Origin of the sequence: Virgisporangium aliadipatigenens (assembly GCF_016863615.1) — a bacterium.
GTDB classification, from domain to species: domain Bacteria; phylum Actinomycetota; class Actinomycetes; order Mycobacteriales; family Micromonosporaceae; genus Virgisporangium; species Virgisporangium aliadipatigenens.
This window is the reverse complement of record NZ_BOPF01000030.1, coordinates 99,211-115,918: the sequence shown is the minus strand read 5'-3', so window position 1 is coordinate 115,918 and position 16,708 is coordinate 99,211. Positions and strand designations below refer to the sequence as shown.

Annotated in this window: 12 protein-coding genes and 1 pseudogene; 5 read left to right on the top strand and 8 right to left on the bottom strand. The window is 67.1% G+C overall.

Annotated features, from left to right (window positions below):
• Nucleotides 1–1,294 precede the first annotated feature (1,294 nt).
• The 4 genes from Val02_RS33240 (at nucleotide 1,295) to Val02_RS33225 (ending at nucleotide 8,677) form a co-directional block, all read left to right on the top strand.
• Entirely contained in the window at nucleotides 1,295–3,910 is a 2,616-nt protein-coding gene (locus Val02_RS33240) for an AfsR/SARP family transcriptional regulator (RefSeq protein ID WP_203903228.1), read from the top strand.
• Complete coding sequence (locus Val02_RS33235) at nucleotides 3,907–4,845, top strand: DUF2637 domain-containing protein (RefSeq protein ID WP_203903227.1); 939 nt, start codon at nucleotides 3,907–3,909, stop codon at nucleotides 4,843–4,845. Before Val02_RS33240 ends, Val02_RS33235 begins: the two co-directional genes overlap by 4 nt.
• A gap of 574 nt (nucleotides 4,846–5,419) precedes the next feature.
• Nucleotides 5,420–6,307 (top strand): 5'-methylthioadenosine/S-adenosylhomocysteine nucleosidase family protein, encoded by an 888-nt coding sequence (locus tag Val02_RS33230; protein ID WP_239153526.1) that lies wholly within the window; start codon nucleotides 5,420–5,422, stop codon nucleotides 6,305–6,307.
• 42 nt (nucleotides 6,308–6,349) lie between these two features.
• Nucleotides 6,350–8,677, top strand: a complete 2,328-nt coding sequence (locus Val02_RS33225) for a hypothetical protein (RefSeq protein ID WP_203903225.1) — start codon at nucleotides 6,350–6,352, stop codon at nucleotides 8,675–8,677.
• Between the two features lie 264 nt (nucleotides 8,678–8,941).
• Here the strand turns inward: Val02_RS33225 and Val02_RS33220 are convergent, their stop codons facing one another.
• Nucleotides 8,942–9,757, bottom strand: a complete 816-nt coding sequence (locus Val02_RS33220) for a hypothetical protein (protein ID WP_203903224.1) — start codon at nucleotides 9,755–9,757, stop codon at nucleotides 8,942–8,944.
• 321 nt (nucleotides 9,758–10,078) lie between these two features.
• Between Val02_RS33220 and Val02_RS33215 the strand changes: the two genes are divergently transcribed.
• Entirely contained in the window at nucleotides 10,079–10,246 is a 168-nt protein-coding gene (locus tag Val02_RS33215; RefSeq protein ID WP_203903223.1) for a hypothetical protein, read from the top strand.
• A 66-nt stretch (nucleotides 10,247–10,312) separates the two neighbouring features.
• Here Val02_RS33215 and Val02_RS33210 read toward each other — a convergent pair whose 3' ends face one another.
• The 7 genes and pseudogenes from Val02_RS33210 to Val02_RS33180 all read right to left on the bottom strand — a co-directional run bounded on the left by Val02_RS33210 (nucleotide 10,313) and on the right by Val02_RS33180 (nucleotide 16,607).
• A complete protein-coding gene (locus Val02_RS33210) occupies nucleotides 10,313–10,951 on the bottom strand; it encodes a hypothetical protein (protein WP_239153519.1) in 639 nt (212 codons plus the stop codon).
• A 228-nt stretch (nucleotides 10,952–11,179) separates the two neighbouring features.
• Nucleotides 11,180–11,567, bottom strand: a pseudogene (locus Val02_RS33205) (hypothetical protein).
• A gap of 2 nt (nucleotides 11,568–11,569) precedes the next feature.
• On the bottom strand, nucleotides 11,570–12,184 hold the full coding sequence (locus Val02_RS33200; protein WP_203903263.1) for a hypothetical protein: 615 nt from the start codon (nucleotides 12,182–12,184) through the stop codon (nucleotides 11,570–11,572).
• Nucleotides 12,181–12,684 carry a hypothetical protein gene (locus Val02_RS33195; protein WP_203903221.1) on the bottom strand — a complete coding sequence of 168 codons (504 nt, stop codon included), beginning with the start codon at nucleotides 12,682–12,684 and terminating at the stop codon, nucleotides 12,181–12,183. Before Val02_RS33195 ends, Val02_RS33200 begins: the two co-directional genes overlap by 4 nt.
• An 85-nt stretch (nucleotides 12,685–12,769) precedes the next feature.
• Nucleotides 12,770–13,384, bottom strand: a complete 615-nt coding sequence (locus Val02_RS33190; protein WP_203903220.1) for a hypothetical protein — start codon at nucleotides 13,382–13,384, stop codon at nucleotides 12,770–12,772.
• A gap of 1 nt (nucleotide 13,385) precedes the next feature.
• Complete coding sequence (locus Val02_RS33185) at nucleotides 13,386–14,372, bottom strand: DUF932 domain-containing protein (protein ID WP_203903219.1); 987 nt, start codon at nucleotides 14,370–14,372, stop codon at nucleotides 13,386–13,388.
• 1,017 nt (nucleotides 14,373–15,389) lie between these two features.
• Nucleotides 15,390–16,607 carry a hypothetical protein gene (locus tag Val02_RS33180; RefSeq protein ID WP_239153518.1) on the bottom strand — a complete coding sequence of 406 codons (1,218 nt, stop codon included), beginning with the start codon at nucleotides 16,605–16,607 and terminating at the stop codon, nucleotides 15,390–15,392.
• Nucleotides 16,608–16,708: the final 101 nt, after the last annotated feature.

The following is a 16,708-nucleotide window of genomic DNA, read 5'->3' as shown; positions in this document are numbered from 1 at the left end:
GTTCCACACACTTCTGCCGGAACCACATCTCGTGAGTCAATTCAGGTGATCCTTCAATGAATTGGTTATCACCTTGCCAGCGATGCTCGGCTAAGCGTTCCACTTTCTGGGAGATCCGCAAGAACTCCTTTATCGCCAGCTTCCGTTCGTCCCGTATCAGAATTGCTGCCGCCCTCCTGGCTTGACTTCTCGTTTCTCGCGTGCTCAAGTATTGGGTCGCGAACGCCCCGGCCGCACCGAGAACGACGCCTACCAGGGGCAGCACTGCCGACAGGAGGCTCGACATGTGAATTGCTCCAATCTCATTGGCGCTATTGTTGGGCTGGACTGCGACGTCGCCCGGCTACTACTGTCGACTGCGCCGTAAATTCACTTCAGGTCAACCGTCCGCGCGTTGCCATCGGCGCGCTGACCTAGTGGGAACGAGATTGGTCGGCGCGCAGCACGGAAACGCCACGCGTCGCCGCAGCTTCTCACGGTTTGATTGATCAACACTCGTCGTTGACGTCATCTTCCGGTCGTCCGTACGGCCACCGTTAGATGAGGCCGATTCGCATCGAGTTCGACCTGCGGTACGACCGGCGAGAATCGCAGCCAAGGTGGCCCATGGTTGTGTACAGAGCGGCTCGGCAGCCCTCATCAGCCGCGAGCGAGCCAACGTAGGACGGCCATTGCAGTACCGGCAGCCACCATTGCATGGTGCAGTTGCCCGCACTCGGTCCCTGGCCCTGCATGTCCTGGCCGGTGTTCGGATAGCCTGCTGATTGTGGCAAAACTGGCCGTTGAGGTGCGCGAGTGCGATCGGTGCGGCAAGGATCCCGCGCATACGTGGACCATCACCGGCCCGGAGGGGGCCGTTCGGGAGATCGAGCTGTGTGCGCACCATGGGGCAGCCGTAGCAAACGCATTTGCATTGGGCCGCTCGGTGCCGGCCCGGCCGACCCGTACCCGTTCGGCACGCCGTGCAGCAGTCCCCTCCGTCGATCTGCCGGCCGCACCGCCGGCACCCGAGCCGATCTGGCGATGAACATGCGATTCCAGGTGGCCTCGCCGTGGTGGTCGAGCCGATGGCCTGTGACCTGCGGTGTTAACTTCTGTGAACTTCTGTGAACGTCACAGTCCTTCCCGGCAGCTCTCGGGATAAATAGCGTCGGTGCGACCGGCTCCACCGATGTCGGCGGCGCATCACAGTCGTCGGTTTTGGCTCGCTGTGGAGACGGCACTGTCGTTCGCGTTGCGCCACTGGCCGGAGAGGCAGTGGCGCTGATGCGTGCCGCCTTCGCTAGGAGTCACCGTGTCCGCTGCCCGGGGTGCTGTTCGCTGGTTAGTGGTTCTTGCCGTCGTGCTGGGCTGGCCTGCTGTCCTGCTGGTGGTGGGCGGCTGGCCGGTACCGGGCCGGGTTCCGGCCGTCGAGCAGTTCGTTGCATCGGTGCAGGAGCCGATCACCGGAAAGCATCTGCGTGCGGTGCTGGTTGGGGTGCTGTGGTTGTTGTGGGCCGCGTTCGTGGCTGGCGCCGCGGCCGAGACATGCTCAGCGTTTCGTGACCGGCCTCGTCGTCTGCGAGGTCGGTGGCGGATGCGTGCGGTCGGACCGCGTCTGTCGGTCGGGTGGGGTGCGCGGTGGTGGTGGACGCTGTTCGGGACGGTTGCGGTCGCCGGCACCGCGCTTCCGGCCGTGGCGTCGGCCAGCGTCGCCACGGCGGTGGCGCCCGCACAACCGGATCCCGAACCTGCCACACCGGCTGACGCTGACGGCGAGTCCGGACCGCATCTGCCGCTGCGGTCCACCGACGAGGGCGTTTCCGAATGCACGGTGCACCACGGCGACACGTTGTGGGCCATCGCCGAGCGGTGGCTCGGTGACGGCAGCCGGTGGCCGGAGATTTTCAACCTCAACCGCGGTCGCCGTTGGCCTGTCGGAGGCACGCTCACGAACCCGGATGTCATTCATCCCGGCTGGACGTTGTACCTGCCCGCGCCGGCCGCGAGCCCTCCCGACCCGAGCCCGCCGGCCACTCCCCCACCCACCTCGCCGGCCCCGGACCCTGAACCGGAACCGGCGCCACCGCAGGCAGGCGCGAGCAGCGGCCCAGAGGACTCTTCGCAGACCCCCCGACCGGACGCGTCGTCGCCAAAAGCCGATCTCGGCTCCGCCCACACACCGAATTCGGGGATCTCCCTACCGTCACGCGGGTGGGTCAGCCTGGGCCTTGCTGGCCTGATCGCGGTGGTGGCCGGGCTCCTGCGCCTTCAGCATCGACGCCGCGCCCGGCTGTCCTACCCCATCTCTGCGACGCTGGCGCCGCAGCCATCACCGCTGCCGGACTCGTTGACGCGACTCGACACCATCGCCAACCGGCGCCTCGACACCCTCGAGCAGCACGAAACTCTCAGACGCGTAGATGTGCCGATCGGCATCGACACGCACGGCACCGACATCGGTCTGCTCGACCTGGCCGGTCCCGGCATGGGTCTGCACGGTGCGGGTGCCGCCTCGGCGGCGCGGGCCGTTCTCGCCGCCGCGCTCGCCACCGGCGCGCACAAGCCCGCCGTAAACCGCCCGCTCGTGGTCACCACGACACAATTGCTGGCCCGGCTCCTCCCTGGCGGGGTAAAGCCGGTCGGGTTGGACCCCGACGGGTCGAGCTTCGACGGCGAACGACTGATCGTCTGCGCCGACAGTGCCGCAGCCGTCGCGCACGCCGAAGCCGAGACCCTCGGCCGGCGCCGGCTGCTGGACGACCTCGCCGCCCACACGATCACCGAGTTGAACGCACGGATCGACCACGCCGAGACCCAGCCGCCCTACCTCCTGCTCCTCGACACCAGCGAGCGCCACGCCGCCCAACTCTGCAGGATCGCCGAACGGGCCGCGACGCTACACATGTACGTCGTCGTCCTGGGCGCGCTCGACGCCGTCCCGCTGGTCAAGGTCGGACGCGACGGCACCGTGATCGGCGGCGCCGACACCGGAGCCCGGCGCATGTCGACACTTGAAGACGTCGACCTGGCCGGCGTTCTCGCCGCGCTGGCCGAAGCGATCCCACGGCCCGAGGCCGGGATCGACATCGACGCTCCCACCACCGCCCCGCAGCCCGTAGCGGCACCGGCGGAGTCCGCACCGGTCCACGACGCCGCCGCGCTTGCGCCCGTGCGGCTGCGGGTCCTCGGCCCGGTCACCGTCTCCACCGACACGGGGCCCATCACAACCGGGATGCGCACCGGCTCGACCATCGCCCTCGCCCTACTCGCCGCATACCCGGCCGGGCGCACCCTCGACCAACTCGCAGATGCGCTCTACCCGAACACCGAGCCGACAGCGGCGGTCAAGCGGGTCCGAACCGACCTCAACACCACCCGCCGAGTCCTACGCACCGCCACCGGCCGCGACCACGAGTTCTTCGTCATCTACGACCCAGCCACCAGCCAATACCGGCTCGACCCCAACACGATGACCGTGGACCTGTGGCAGATGCTCACCGCCATCCAGCGCGCCAACACCGCCACCGACGACACGAACATGCTGGCGACGTTGCGCGAGGCGGCAGGGCTGTACGGAGGTGACTTCGCCGACGGGCACGACCGCGCCTGGATCGCCGATCACGCCACCACCTACCGGCACCACATCCTCGCCGTCCACGCCCGCATCGCCGAAATCCTCGAGCCCGACCAGCCCGACCAGGCCGTTGCCGCGTTGGAACAGGCAATCAGCCTCGACCCGCTCAACGAGGAGCTGTACCAGCGCATCATGCGCATCCACGGCCGCAACCGACGACCCGACGCCGTGCGCCGGCTGCTGCGCCGTCTGGAAGAGCGCCTGGCCGACCTCGACGCCGAACCGTCCCTGGCGACCCGCCACGTCGCCGAACGCCAATTCCAACACCACACGGCCGCCGGTGGCCGAGCATGACAGAAAGCCAGATCCGGCGTCTGCAATGGGCCGTGCGCGCCACCCTCGTCCTCGGCGTCACCGCCTCGGTCACCGCGAACATCCTCCACGCCCGGCCACATCCGATCGCGCAAGCCATCGCCGCGTGGCCACCACTCGCCCTACTCATCACGGTCGAACTCGTCACCCGCATCCCGGTATACCGGCCCGCGCTCGGCGTCGTCCGGATCGTCGCAACCGTAGCCATCGCCGGCATCGCCGCGTGGGTCTCCTACTGGCACATGGTCGGCGTCGTCGCCCGCTACGGCGAAGTCGGCACCGTCCCCTACCTACTACCGCTATCAGCCGACGGCCTCATCATCGTCGCCTCGGTCTCCCTGGTAGAACTCGCCGCCCGCCTCCGCGACACCACCACACCAACCGCTCATCCCACGAACGAACCGACGGCCCCAGCTCCACCGCCCCACACGGTCCCGGAACCGGCCGCCGCACCTCACGACGCAAGGAACGGAGGGCACCGCCGCCCCGAACCCGCTGCCGCGACCGGGGCAACGGCTGCCCGGCCGCGCGCCGAACAGAGGAACCGAGATGAGCGTCCGGTCGACCACCTCGCCTCCGCGCACCCGCCCGCGGACGGCCATCACCGCAGCGACACGCACAACGGTCCTCACCGCAGCAGCGAGGTCGGCCGGCCCACCGTTCCGGCCGGGAGCGCACCTGCGGACGGCCTCGATTCGCTGTTCGCTGCTGCCCGCACGGCGCGCGATCAACTCCTCCGCGAAGGTCACCCACTGAGCCGGGACGCGCTCGCGAAGGAGATGCGCCGCAACGGCCACGCCGTGCGCAACAACCGAGCCTCCGAACTGCTCGCTCTGCTACGGAAGGAGGCAGCGGCGGCAAACAGCGACCAGTCCGCGGAACCCGTCAACGGACACCGCTCCACAACCACAGCGTAGAGACGAAGCTCTGTCGTCTGCGTCCAGTGGTGAGCTCCAGAGCCGGAGTCGCTGAGTTCGGGAGCCGCTGGATCTACCCGACCTCGATGTTCGCGAGTTTGGAAGCCACCTGTCTACCGCAGCGCTACGCCAGTTAGTCGAGAGGTACTCGCTCACGCGTAGTCATGGGAGTGGGATGCGGTGCGCTTCCTCTGCGGCAGAGGCGGATGCCCCTGGATCCCCGACAAAGCCGGTTGGCGGTGGTGGCCAGGTCGGCATCATCGCGGGTGAGCGATGAGAGCGGTGCGCAATTGATGACCTCATGGCGCGGATCCGGCATGAAGACGCGGCCATGCGCGAGGAGGGCTACGGGGCGATGGACAACGGGTTCATGACCCACTTCCCAACGGATCGCAGTAGTCACAGCACCGTATCCGTGGCTGGATGCTGCGGGCGTCCTGAACGTGACAGTTGCAGGTGCCGGGGCAGCGAGCCACTGGTGCCGGCCCTGTGTCCGACCTTCCAGGAACCGTCCGTCGTAGTACGGATCGTGGATTGTGACCGTCGATCTTGTCATCATTTGAACGTGGAGCGTATGCCGCAGCATCGCACGGCCGTGATCATGACTGCATTGCAGGTCGAAAGCAGGGCTGTACTGGACCACCTCGATTACCAGAGGCCTGGTCGTTCCCGAGTACAAGCGCGCACCGGTACCTTCGCCGGCGATCATGGGACTTGGCGAGTGTCCCTGCTGGAGGTCGGCGTCGGCAATATCGCGGCTGCCGGCGAATGCCAGCGGATCATCGCCGAACACCGACCCGAAGTGGCGCTGTTCGTCGGCATCGCAGGTGGGTTGAACGACCTGCATCACGGTGATGTCGTGGTCGGGGAGTCGGTAGTCCACTACGAACGAGGCAAGGAGATCCGGTTCGGGTTCAGGCCGCGGATCAGGCAGCATTCGTCGTCCGAGCGATTGATCAGACACGCACGAACGGTCGCCGCGAACGCCGCCTGGCAGGTCTTCGTCAAGGGCGCCTTGGACGGCGAACCGCGCGCGATGGTTGCGCAGATCGCGTCCGGCGGGAAGGTTCTTGCCTCACGGCAGTCCTCGAGTTTCAGGCGACTGCGAAAGTACTGCTCCGAAGCGGTAGCCGTCGACATGGAGAGCTACGGATTCCTTCACGGCGTGCACGCCAGCGACCATCGGTGTCACGCGCTTCCGATCAGGGGAGTCTCCGACCTCCTTGTCGGCAAGAACCCGGAGGCGGACATGCACTGGCAACCGAAGGCGGCTCGCAATGCCGCCGCGTTCGCGTTCGCATTCCTCCAGAGCCTGCCCGAGTTCGGCGATCGCACCGATGATCACCACGTTGCCCAAGGCGAGGTGCATCAAATGGATCAGATGTCGTCCTGGCAGCGAAACACGTTCAACCTGAAGCGGAATCGGAAGTTGCAGATCGGCAATGGCAACGTCATGCATTGACAAGCCCCTGGCGGGCCCGGGCGAAAGGTTGGCGGTGGCGGCGTGCTGGAGATATCAGGTGGCGGCTATGAGGCCCCTCGGGTGATCCACAGCGTGTACAGCAGCGGTTCACCTGCCGCCTTCACGCCCGATGACTACGAAATGTTCGAGGCCATCACCGCGGACGCCGACGAGGACGACAGCCACTTGATCGGTTCCGGCTTCGGCCCGGCTGACGCGTACGGATGGGCCGAAGTTTACCGACGCGTTATCGGTTCTGCACTCAACCAGGTTGCCGATTATCCGCCGGACGAGGTCGACACCAGCGTTATCGGTTCCGCGTTAACCGTGGCCGGTGGACTTAAGCCGGATGATATCGACGACGGCATGTTTGGAACCGTGTTCGCTGAGGCGCCTGCGCTGGAGTCCGACGATGTCGATACAAGCGAGATTGGGCTGGCAGCGGTGCCCGACACGACGTCGGTCCCGCCGAGTTTTCCGGTTGCAGACACGCCCGTCACGCCCGGCGGCGTCAACGCGGATGAGTCCGACGTCCACGCCACCGAGACCACTGACACCAGCGACGCTCCAGGCGGTGTTCCCGGCGTCGCCGCAGCCGTCGAGGCGTCGAGGACGGTCGAGCCGGACGAGGTGGTGCCGCAGGAATCATCAGCCGTGGAAACCGTGTCGATGTTGACCACGTCCATGTCGGCGTCGACGGAAGACACCGCACCCAGTAAGACCGGGTCCGAACGCGATTCGTCCGAGTGCGACGGACGGTGCACTGACATGGTCGCAGAGGTCCGACATGCGGTCGGCGAGGATCCCCCGACCGCGAACGAGGGCAAACGTGTCGCGTTCGTAGCTGCGCGCGAAGTCACCGATGCCGCCGAGGCGCCGCTACCAGTAGTTGTTGAGCAGCCTGACGAGTGGCCGATCGGGCCGGTCACACCGAATACCTGGCAGCGGCGGGTCGGATCTCTCCTGGGACGGTTGATGCGTCTACCAGGAATCGATCTTGACGATGAGCTTCTCCACGGACTCGAGTCACCCCATGATCTCGATCCGTACAGCGCCCTACAGGACCTTCACCGCTTGCTGACCCGGAAACTCGGCCGGGATTGCCTGCAATGGGCGGGGCAGTACCACGATCCCTTGCAGCGAATGGGTGTAGCTTGCTTGTGGCGGTCGCTCGATGACGTTGTACTGCAGGTCGAGCAACACCTGGAATACTCAGGTCGGCTCAACTGGAGAGAGTTAGGGGACCGCGGCCCGGCGACTCAGCCAGAAAAGCATGACTTCGCCCACCCAGGTAAATCGATCAAGGTTGAGGTCTTTGCCCCGGCCCAGAGGATGGCAAAGGTCGGCCGAGGCAGCTGGGGCTCTGCGCGCGAGCTGAACGTCTCGCATTCGCGTTGTGTGCTGGTGGGATCCGGCGGCCAGATCGATGCCCACCGCAGGTTCGAGATCACTCAAGCCAGAGTCAAACGGGGCGACCTCGACCGGTACATAAGGGCCAGCGCGCGATGGGTTGAGAACCGCCTCCGTGCGGGCGGCGCCGGTCTGACATTCGACAACTATCGACGCTTCGTCCGAGGCCTACACACTCCCGTAGCCGGATCTGTCGACCCGGCTCGAGTTCAGAGCGTCGCCCGCACCATGGGATGCGTGGACCGCATCGCCATCAGGAGATGCCATAAGGTGTCCATCGGCTCATACAATGTCATCCGCGACGTACAGGTTGTACGGGTTCGGAAGGCCGACATGTCGATGGCCAGACTGATCCGGTACGACCGCGTGGCGAGATCCCTGTACGAACTGATCCATGCCGGCAGGAACGACGACAGCCTCGGGAACTCTCTACGGAAAACTCTGGGCGATCTGGACGGCACAGCCCGGCTCGGCGCCACATTCCCTGAGGGGGCCATCGCACTGTCCGGCGCTGCAGGACGAGTGCGAGGCGGACTGGTCGCTGCCGGCAATGGCAACTCAGTATCCGTCCGCAGCGAAGTAGCTCGGTTCAACACAGCCTCCGCTCCCCGCGCACACCTTCGGCGCACCGAACGATCGGCTCTTGACGCCCGCATCCGCGTAATTGGCCGTGCCGGCGCGGACGCCGCCCTGAAACGGACTTTACAGAGTCGGGACTTGGTCAGCCCAGATGGTCAGCCAGCGGCCGGCGACGACGCGCGCGAAAGCCGCACGGCCATCCGCCGTCGACGGATCGGCCCACTGACGCGAACGGCCAGCGACGGCGCACGACAGGCATTGAGCAGCGCCGGACTTCCCGACAAGGCTGTAAAGAAGGCGATTGCCGATTTCCACACAGAAATCGAGAGCGCAGTTCACCAAGCTGTCGCTGAAGTAGATTGGCATACCAACTCCCTCTAATGCATTGTCCCTCAAAGCGGCAACTGTCCGTGCGGTTTGCTTGCTGGGGCTATGAGGTGATAACCGCTGCTCGGGTTGAGGGCGGGTGTGTTGTGTCTCGTCTGGTGTTCGCACGTTCAGCGACCGGCCGGTTCGCACTGACAGCGGCAGATCCGGATGTCCCGACGACTTCGGACGTCTCGACGACTTCGCCGGAGATGGTGCCTACCGCAACGTCACGGCCACCGCGGACTATGGGTAGGCATTCTGACGTGCAAAAGTGCGTTAAGACTTTGGCTCGGTAATGACTCGTGCGTCGACTCTTGGAATGTAGTAAACGCGCCCGTCAGACAGGCAGTACACAACGTACTGCGCACTCGCTTCGCCGAGAAGGAGTCCCTCTGTGCACTGATCCGTAGAGGGCGACCGCCATACCACTTCGGCGTGTGGCGCCGAGATACCGACGAGGTAACCGAATCGGCTCCCGCCCTGCTCCCGAACTGTGGTACCAACGTTGTAGAACCATGCGTTCGTTGCGAAACCAAGAACACCCAAAAGCGACGCCGCCGATGCCGCAACCAGATAGGCGCGAAACCTGCGCTTGACGCTCTCGTCGGCCTGAGCCTCGATTTCCTTCCAGAGCCGTCGGGTACCAACTAGAACTCCAGACGCCGCAACCAGTGCAACGGAGGTGTAAAAGATGTGTCGAGTCCAGTTATGGTCAGCGACTAGTTGAGCAATGATGCCAAGGTGAAGTAGTGCGAGAACCGACACTACAACCAAATTAAATTTCTTGTCCCAGTTCGCCTTAATGCCATGCTTGAAAAAGTGCACAAGAGCCCAGATCATGCCGATCGCAGCAATTCCGAACAGCAAATTTGCTACTAGAAGGCTTGCTCGTTGGATTTGAACGCTGCCGCTCACACCCACCTGTTCCAAGCTGACAGAAAAGGCTCCGAAATAGCCGGATTGTTGACACCAATACAGATAGTAGCCAACAATACTGAACACGCCAGCTGCGACGAGCACATTAAGGAGCGTGGCGCCGAGGATGCTCGGAGGATCACTTGCGGTCGGTACAGGCGAATCTGAGCTTGACATTGAACTCCTTTTTAGGGCAACCGAAGCCGGGATCGGGTTCGCCGCCGGGCCTTCCGGTCAGCTTGGGTGGCATGGGCTAAGCGGAGGGCTTCAGTGACAATATTGCGACAACACCACAATTCATGCGGCGCCGTCGGCGAGGTGGCTCCCGAATGACGAACCTTGGCTCTCGCTCCTGAGCGAGATCAGTAGTTCAGCTTCCGGTGCCAGTCCGGTGCCCGGGACAGGCTTGATCGCTTCACGCTGGCCGGCATGGATGGGCGCGGGTGCCCGAAACCGGGCCGACGCCCAGCCCGTTTACGACCGACCGGAGGAACCGAGATGACCATGCCGAAGCCCACAACCCACACGGTCGAGGTCAGCGAAGACGTCTACGACGTGCTCGCCCGTACCGCCGCCCGCCGGGAGACTGACATCGACGGTGTGCTGCGTTACCTGATCGAGGCCCCGCAGGTTTCGGCCGCGCCTGCAGGCAGGGACGACGACTGACCGAGCCCGTATGACGATTGCTGCCGGTCCGGCTGGGCCGGCGGCAATCCCTTGTGCGTGGTGGTGTTACCGGTCGAGGTCGGAGTTCGCGGCGGCGAGGAGGCGTTGCGCGGTGCGCTCGCCGATGCCGAGGCGGCGGGCCAGTTCCACGCCGAGGCCACGCGCCTCTTGGCCGGTGTTTGTCGCCTCGGCCAGCAGTGCGGCGGCCGCCGCTAGTCGAGGGTCGTCGGCGTAGGGGTGCGGCTTGCGTGGGCCGGTGATGCCCAGGGTGCGGCCGGTGGATTGCCGTCCGGTGCGGGCGTCGGCGACGGCCCATACGGTGCGGCGGAACCATCGTCGGCGGATCCGCCCGTCCGGCAGCTTCTCGGTGCGGTCTGCCTGGTCGAGGAGGGTGTCGGGCAGGTTGCGGTATGAGCCGTAGCGAAGGATCTTCGCCGCGGTTCCGGAGCCGACGAGTTCGTCGGGGTCTCCGCTGCGGTCGATCGTGGTCAGCTGGGCGCGTTTGGCCGCGAGGTGGGTGGTGTGGAACGTGTCGATCTCCTCCACCCAGAACCAGTCTCGGCCATCGCAGGAGACGCCCTCGGGAAAATTGAAACGGGCGCGCTGGCGGTGCCAGTGGTTGACCGTGGAGTACGCCACTCGCAGGCGCGCGGCGACGCCGCGCCGGTCCACAGCGCGACGCCCGTTGATCGTGCGGGTCGCCACGACCCCATCCTCCCTGAGCTGCTGCCGCCTCGGCATCGAGCCTGCCGCATCGGTGGCCGGACTCGTGCTGCGTGATGGAGTCTCGGCGGCGGGCCGCCGTACGATCGGCGCACGCTCCGCCGACGGGAGACGCAGATTGTTACGGACCTGCCGATTGCCGAAAGCGGAGCGAGGTGGCCGGCGGGACTTGCGCGCACCCTCGGGTGTGCCCGCCGGCCACCGACCGCCCTACAGGTGCGGGCGGAGGATTCGCCACGCGACGGTCGCCATCCGGTCGAGGCGCAACGCTGCGAGTTTCGCCCGCGTGGCCGGTGTGCAGGCGCCGTACACGGTCAGGATCGCGTCGGCGGTGGTCGCGTCGACCACCACCCCGTCGACCTTGCACACCGCGCCCCGTTTCGCCTCGCGCAGCACCTCGATCACCCTGGGGTCACGCGGTCGCGTCATCCGGCAGCGCCTCCCACTCCGCCAGCCCGAGACAATCGACACAGCTCCCAAGCGGCGGGTCGCCGCTGAGCCGGGCCGGTGTCGCGTCGTCGGCGCCGCACACCGGTCCCGGGCGGTGGAGCCTCTTCGCGTGCGTGAGCGCGAAGCGGTGCCGGCGCGGCGGCGGCACGGTCACCGTGTGCCGTCCGACCCGCTCGGCCACACGCCGAGCGGGTGGCCGGGCTCGATCCGGCCTCTGCCGGGGATGAGCGTGTCGAACACCGCGGAGTAGGTGGTGTGCAGAGTGCCGCGTACGCGCAGGAGGCGGTTGCCTCGGGTCAGTTTCGGAGGCATGGCCTCGACCACCCGCCGGATCAGCCCGTACAAGTCACGCTCCTCGACCAGCTGCCCGCATCCGGCGCATGCCGCCCACTGCTCGCCCCACGCCTGGGTCAGCCCGGGAGCGGTCTCGACACGCCGCGCACGCGCCGCGTCGTGCCGATCCCGGTAGTCGCCGAGACGCACCACGCGGGTGGTGACGGTACGGATGTCGGTGTGTTGATCCGCGCACCGGTAGATCCACGCCGCGTCCGACGCGGAGCAGAAGTCGCACTCGATCAGCGGATCGGCGATCTCGGTCACCGGCGCCGGATCCGGCCGGTGATCAGCGGTACCGCCGCGCAGCTCGATCGTGTGCAAGTAGGTGACTCCGGTCATTCCGGCGTAGGTGTTGACCGCGCGGCGGCACTGCCGGCAGAACAGCAGCTGCACCGGCGGGTTCCCGAAGTCGCGGGGATCGGGGGTCACGGCTGTTCCTCCGTTTCGTCACCGGCACGCACGTGGTCGAGATGCTGGTCGAGGAGACGGCTCAAGTGTTCGACCCGTTCCAGGTCGCCGGTTAACAGCCGTCGTGCACCTCGATATCCGGCCGGCCTCGGTTCCGCGGTGGGATGTTCCGGCTCAGCCGGCGAGGACTGCGGCGGCTGAACGGTTCCGGCGGCGGCGTGGGCGATCGCCGCTCGCCACCGCTCGGCCGCGTTGTGCAGGCAATACCGCAGAAACTCGGCGACGTTCAACGGCAACGACACCGCATCGGTCGTTGTCGTGCTGCCGCCTGCTTGGTGGAGGCCGTGGCGGAGTTTCTCGCGGAACAGGTCGGCGCGCCGCGTGGCGGTCTTCGCCTTGGAGCGGTACGTCGTTGTGGTGTCGCGGTCGCGGGAAAGCGCCGCGCGGGCACGAAGTTGCGCCGCTCGGGCACGTGCGGCGGCGTATGCAAGGGCAATGTCGAACAGCTCTTCCGGACTCATGCGCGATCGCTCCATACGGGTGGGCAGACAAAACGGAATGCCGGGCCGCGCGGCCGGGGAAGTGGCCGCGCGGCGTCCAGCGCGCTCACGGGTGCGCGGGCGGGCTGATCGCGTCAGCCGGGTGCCCGGTGGTGGGCGTGGCGGTCAGCGGCGGCACGGCCGCGATGTGCGGCAGTTCGTTATCGATCTTGTGACCGGCCCGGTCGAGGCTGATCGCTCCGTGTGCGGTGAGGTGCGTGCCGAGGGCGAGGGCCTGCGAGCCGGACAGCAACACGACGAGCAGACGCGCGTCGGCGTCGTGCACGCGCAGCTCGACGTGGCCGTTGTCGAGCGGCCGGACCGGCATGAACCGCTCGATCTGCGCGGCGGCGTCCGGAAGCACCGCCGTGATCGTCCCGGCGACGGTCTCGTACCGTTCGCGGGCGAGTTCGGCCCAGTGATCGGCACGGGCGGCGAGGTGAGTATGTTCGGCTTCGGTGGTGGAGTGGCCCGCCATCGCGCGGGCGACCTCGGCCCGCGCCCACAGGTCGCACACCTCGTTGACGAGAGCGATCAAATCCTGCGCCGTGACCGCCGCTGGTGCATCTGTGCTCTCGGCGACCCCGGTCGTACTGGCGGTGGGGACGGCAGCGATCCCGGCCGTGGTGCGGCGCCCGGGGCCGGGCGGGGTGTTCCTGCGCCGGCCCGTGTGCTCGCCCATATCAGACCGTCAGCAGCTCGAACGCGCGGGACTTCAGCTCCGCGCCGGTGCCGGTCAGCGCTCGCGTGGCGCGGGCGGTGTCGGACTTGGCGGGGCCGTAGTGGTCGACGTACTCGGTGATCGCCTGGTATCCGGCCCAGCGGGTGCCTTTGATCGCCTTCTGGGTGTCGGCGTCGCGCACGAGGTACCGCAGGACCGAGCTGCGTTGCTTGGCGAGGTTCTTTGCCGTGTCCGAGGCGTCCTCGGCGAGCGGCCACAGCTGGGCGACGACTTTCTCGAACTCGCCCATCGTCAACGTCTCGTTGATCATCTTTTCGGCTTCGGTCTCGAACGCGTCGAACGCGCGCCACATCAGCCCGAGCGCCTGCCGCGCCTCGGCGATCTTATTGGTGACGTTGGAGGTGTGCCGGAACGTGTACGAGGCCCGCGAACGGCGGTAGGCGAGACGTTGCGTGTTGGCGCAGACGATTCGCACTGGTGTTCCGTCCAAGCGCAGGGAGGCGGTGCCGTCGTGCGATGTGGTCGCGGCGAGGTACAGGTCGAGGTCGTCGACGTCGGCGATGCGCATTGCGTTCGGCAGTTTCATCGTGACGAACACGCTCTTGCCGCCGCGCATTGAGCCGGCCGTTTCGAAGTGCGCGCCGGACTCGTCCACGAGGAGGTTGAGGGTTTCGGTGACCTGCTCGTTCTGCACGACGCGGTAGTCCTCGCCGACGATGCCGAGGTACTCGGTGGCGCCGGTGACCGGGTTTGTCCGCACGGTCATGTACTTGTCGGCGGCGTCGACCTTCGTCACGCCGTGCTCGGTGAGTTCGATGCCCTGCAGGGCGATCTTGCGGACGTTCCAGCCGCCGAGCCACGCCTTGTCCATCACCTCTTCGGCGGTCATGCACTCGTCGGTGACGGTGCCGAGTTGGTGCCAGGCCGATAGACGGGCGGAGGCGAAGGCGGTCTGGCCGTTGGCGAGTCGTTCGAGTTCGTGTGCCACGGTGGCACCCCTTTCCGGGGTCGTTACGGACATCGGGGACGGCGCGACTTGCGGCTTGCGACCCGGGTCACGCCGTCACAAATAATGTTTCCTACCTCAATGGTTGGATCAAGCCGATCTGTTTTCGTCTATCGAGGTTTCTTCAGCGAATTTGGCGGCCGTCGCGCGGCATGCCCTACCGGGCGTAAGGCGCGGGCTGTAGACGGCCGTCCGGGCCGTACAGGTGGGTGCGCACCGTTTAGAACCGGCGCGGGCAGGTAGACGGTGTAGCCGTGTTCGGGAATGAACCGGTCCGGTAGGTGCGGGTGATGCCCCACAGGTACCGGTCGGGTTTGTCGCCGTGTAATCCGGGCGGGATTATGCCGCCGCCGGGCCGGTCGGCGCGTGCCAGCCGCCGCCGGATGGGTCCGGATGTTCGTTGACTGGTGGAATGGGCACGGCCTCGCCGCGCGTCACGAGGACGCGCGGCCAGCATCGCGGGAAGGTCCACCCCGCCCGGGTCATCATCACTGGAGTCCGGACGATGGCTCATCGTGCACCGGCCGCCCGCCCGGCCCTCGCTCCGGGAACCGTGAGGTGCGGTTGCCGGGTACGCGCCATCGCGACGGCGGCGGGCGCGGTTCCGCTTACCGCGGTTCGCGTCGCGCGGCGGGTCACGGCCCGGCCGGTACGCGTCGCGCGCGGCGTGCGGAGGACCGGTGTGCACCGGTCGGGTGTAGTGCGGTCAGTACGCACGCGCGGCGTGCAGGCCGGTAGCCGCCGGTCCCGACGACGGGGCACAACGGCTCACCGTCCACATGCGACCACGACGGGCGTGGCCCGTTACCTGTGGCCCATACGCGCGGCGCATAGGCGCGGGCCGGTTCGTGGCACACCGGGCACACCATCCGCAGCGTCACGCTCCGCCGGTAGCTGACACGGTTCATCACTTGGTATCCATTCGCCATCGGAAGGAAAGCTCGAACACGGGGACGCCGATCGGTCCGGCCCGCGCGGGCCGGACCGATCGGCGTGGTGCTACGCGGCGCGGGCCTCGTCGGCGGTCGGGACGCCGTTGGTACTCGGGGTATCGCTGCTGACCGGGATGTCCGCGTCGCCCGAGCTGTCGTCGCCGGCGGGGCGGGTCATCAGCGCGACGACCTCGGCCGACGGCGGCGGCGGGTTGTCCGCCAGCGCGAACGCGCGCGGCGCCTCGCTGGTCAGCACCAGCACCCCATGGGCGGTCAGCTTGTCCATCGCGTTGCCGCAGGCGCCGGAACTACGGCCGCCCAACTCACGGCCCACGATCACCGGCGACACGTCGTGGCCGGGACCGAGGTCGCGGATGAACGCCTCGACCAGGCGCTCCAACTCGCCCTTGGCGAGCTTCTGCGACCCATCGCTGTTGACACCACCGGCGGCTCGACCGACCCCACCGGTGCCGTTGGTGCGGCGGCCGGTCGCCGAGGAGCGCCGGACCGGGCGAGTCTGCCCGCACGCCTGGCAGCGGATGTGCGTCGGGGCCTTGGCCGGGTCCACGGTGGCGAGATCACCGTCACCGCGCACCCACAGCTCGGTACCGTCGTTGGCCACCGGCAGGCGGCGCGCCGCACCGGCAACCTCCATCGCGGCGAGAATCGTGTCCCCGACCGCCGGGGCCAATCCACTCTCCGTGATCGCGTCCGTCGCCGTCACCCCACCGAGGTGATCACCCAACACACCGGCCATGATCAGAACCTTCAGATCCGGCTGACGCGACATCGCCGCAACCGGCGCCTCGTCCCCGGGCGTGTCGGCCGTCGGCCCCGCGTCGCCGTCGCCGGTTCCGCTGCCGAGCACCGACGCGTCGTCGGCAGCGTCATTGATGTCGCCGGTCGGGGGCACCTCGTCCCCGGTGCGCGGGGCAGTCTCGGTCACCGGCGCGTCGTCGGTGACGGCCTTCGCGTCATCCACGACTGACGGCGCGCCCTCAGATTTCGGGGCTTCCTCAGTGTTCGAGGCATCGTCGGCGATGGGGTTCTGCGGGGTGATGACGGGCTGCCACAGGTCGGCGCTCTTGCGGCCGCCGTTGACGGCACCGGGGGTGCGCACGGCGGTGCCGGCGGTTTCCATCGCGGCGAGCGCTTTGGCGGTCGTCGACGCACCGATTCCGGCCTTGGTGGCGAGATCGCGGGTCGTGATGCCCTCGGGGTGCTCGGCAAGCGCGCGGGCAACGGTGTCAGCGGCGGACGCGGTGGCGTTGGGGTTCTCGGACATGGTGATGAAACCTCCGCACGAAAAGGGCGTTGAATTGCGATTCCGCATTGGTACGTCGCGTGCCTATTGTTGGCGGTTTCGCGGGGCAGCTTTTGTTGCCC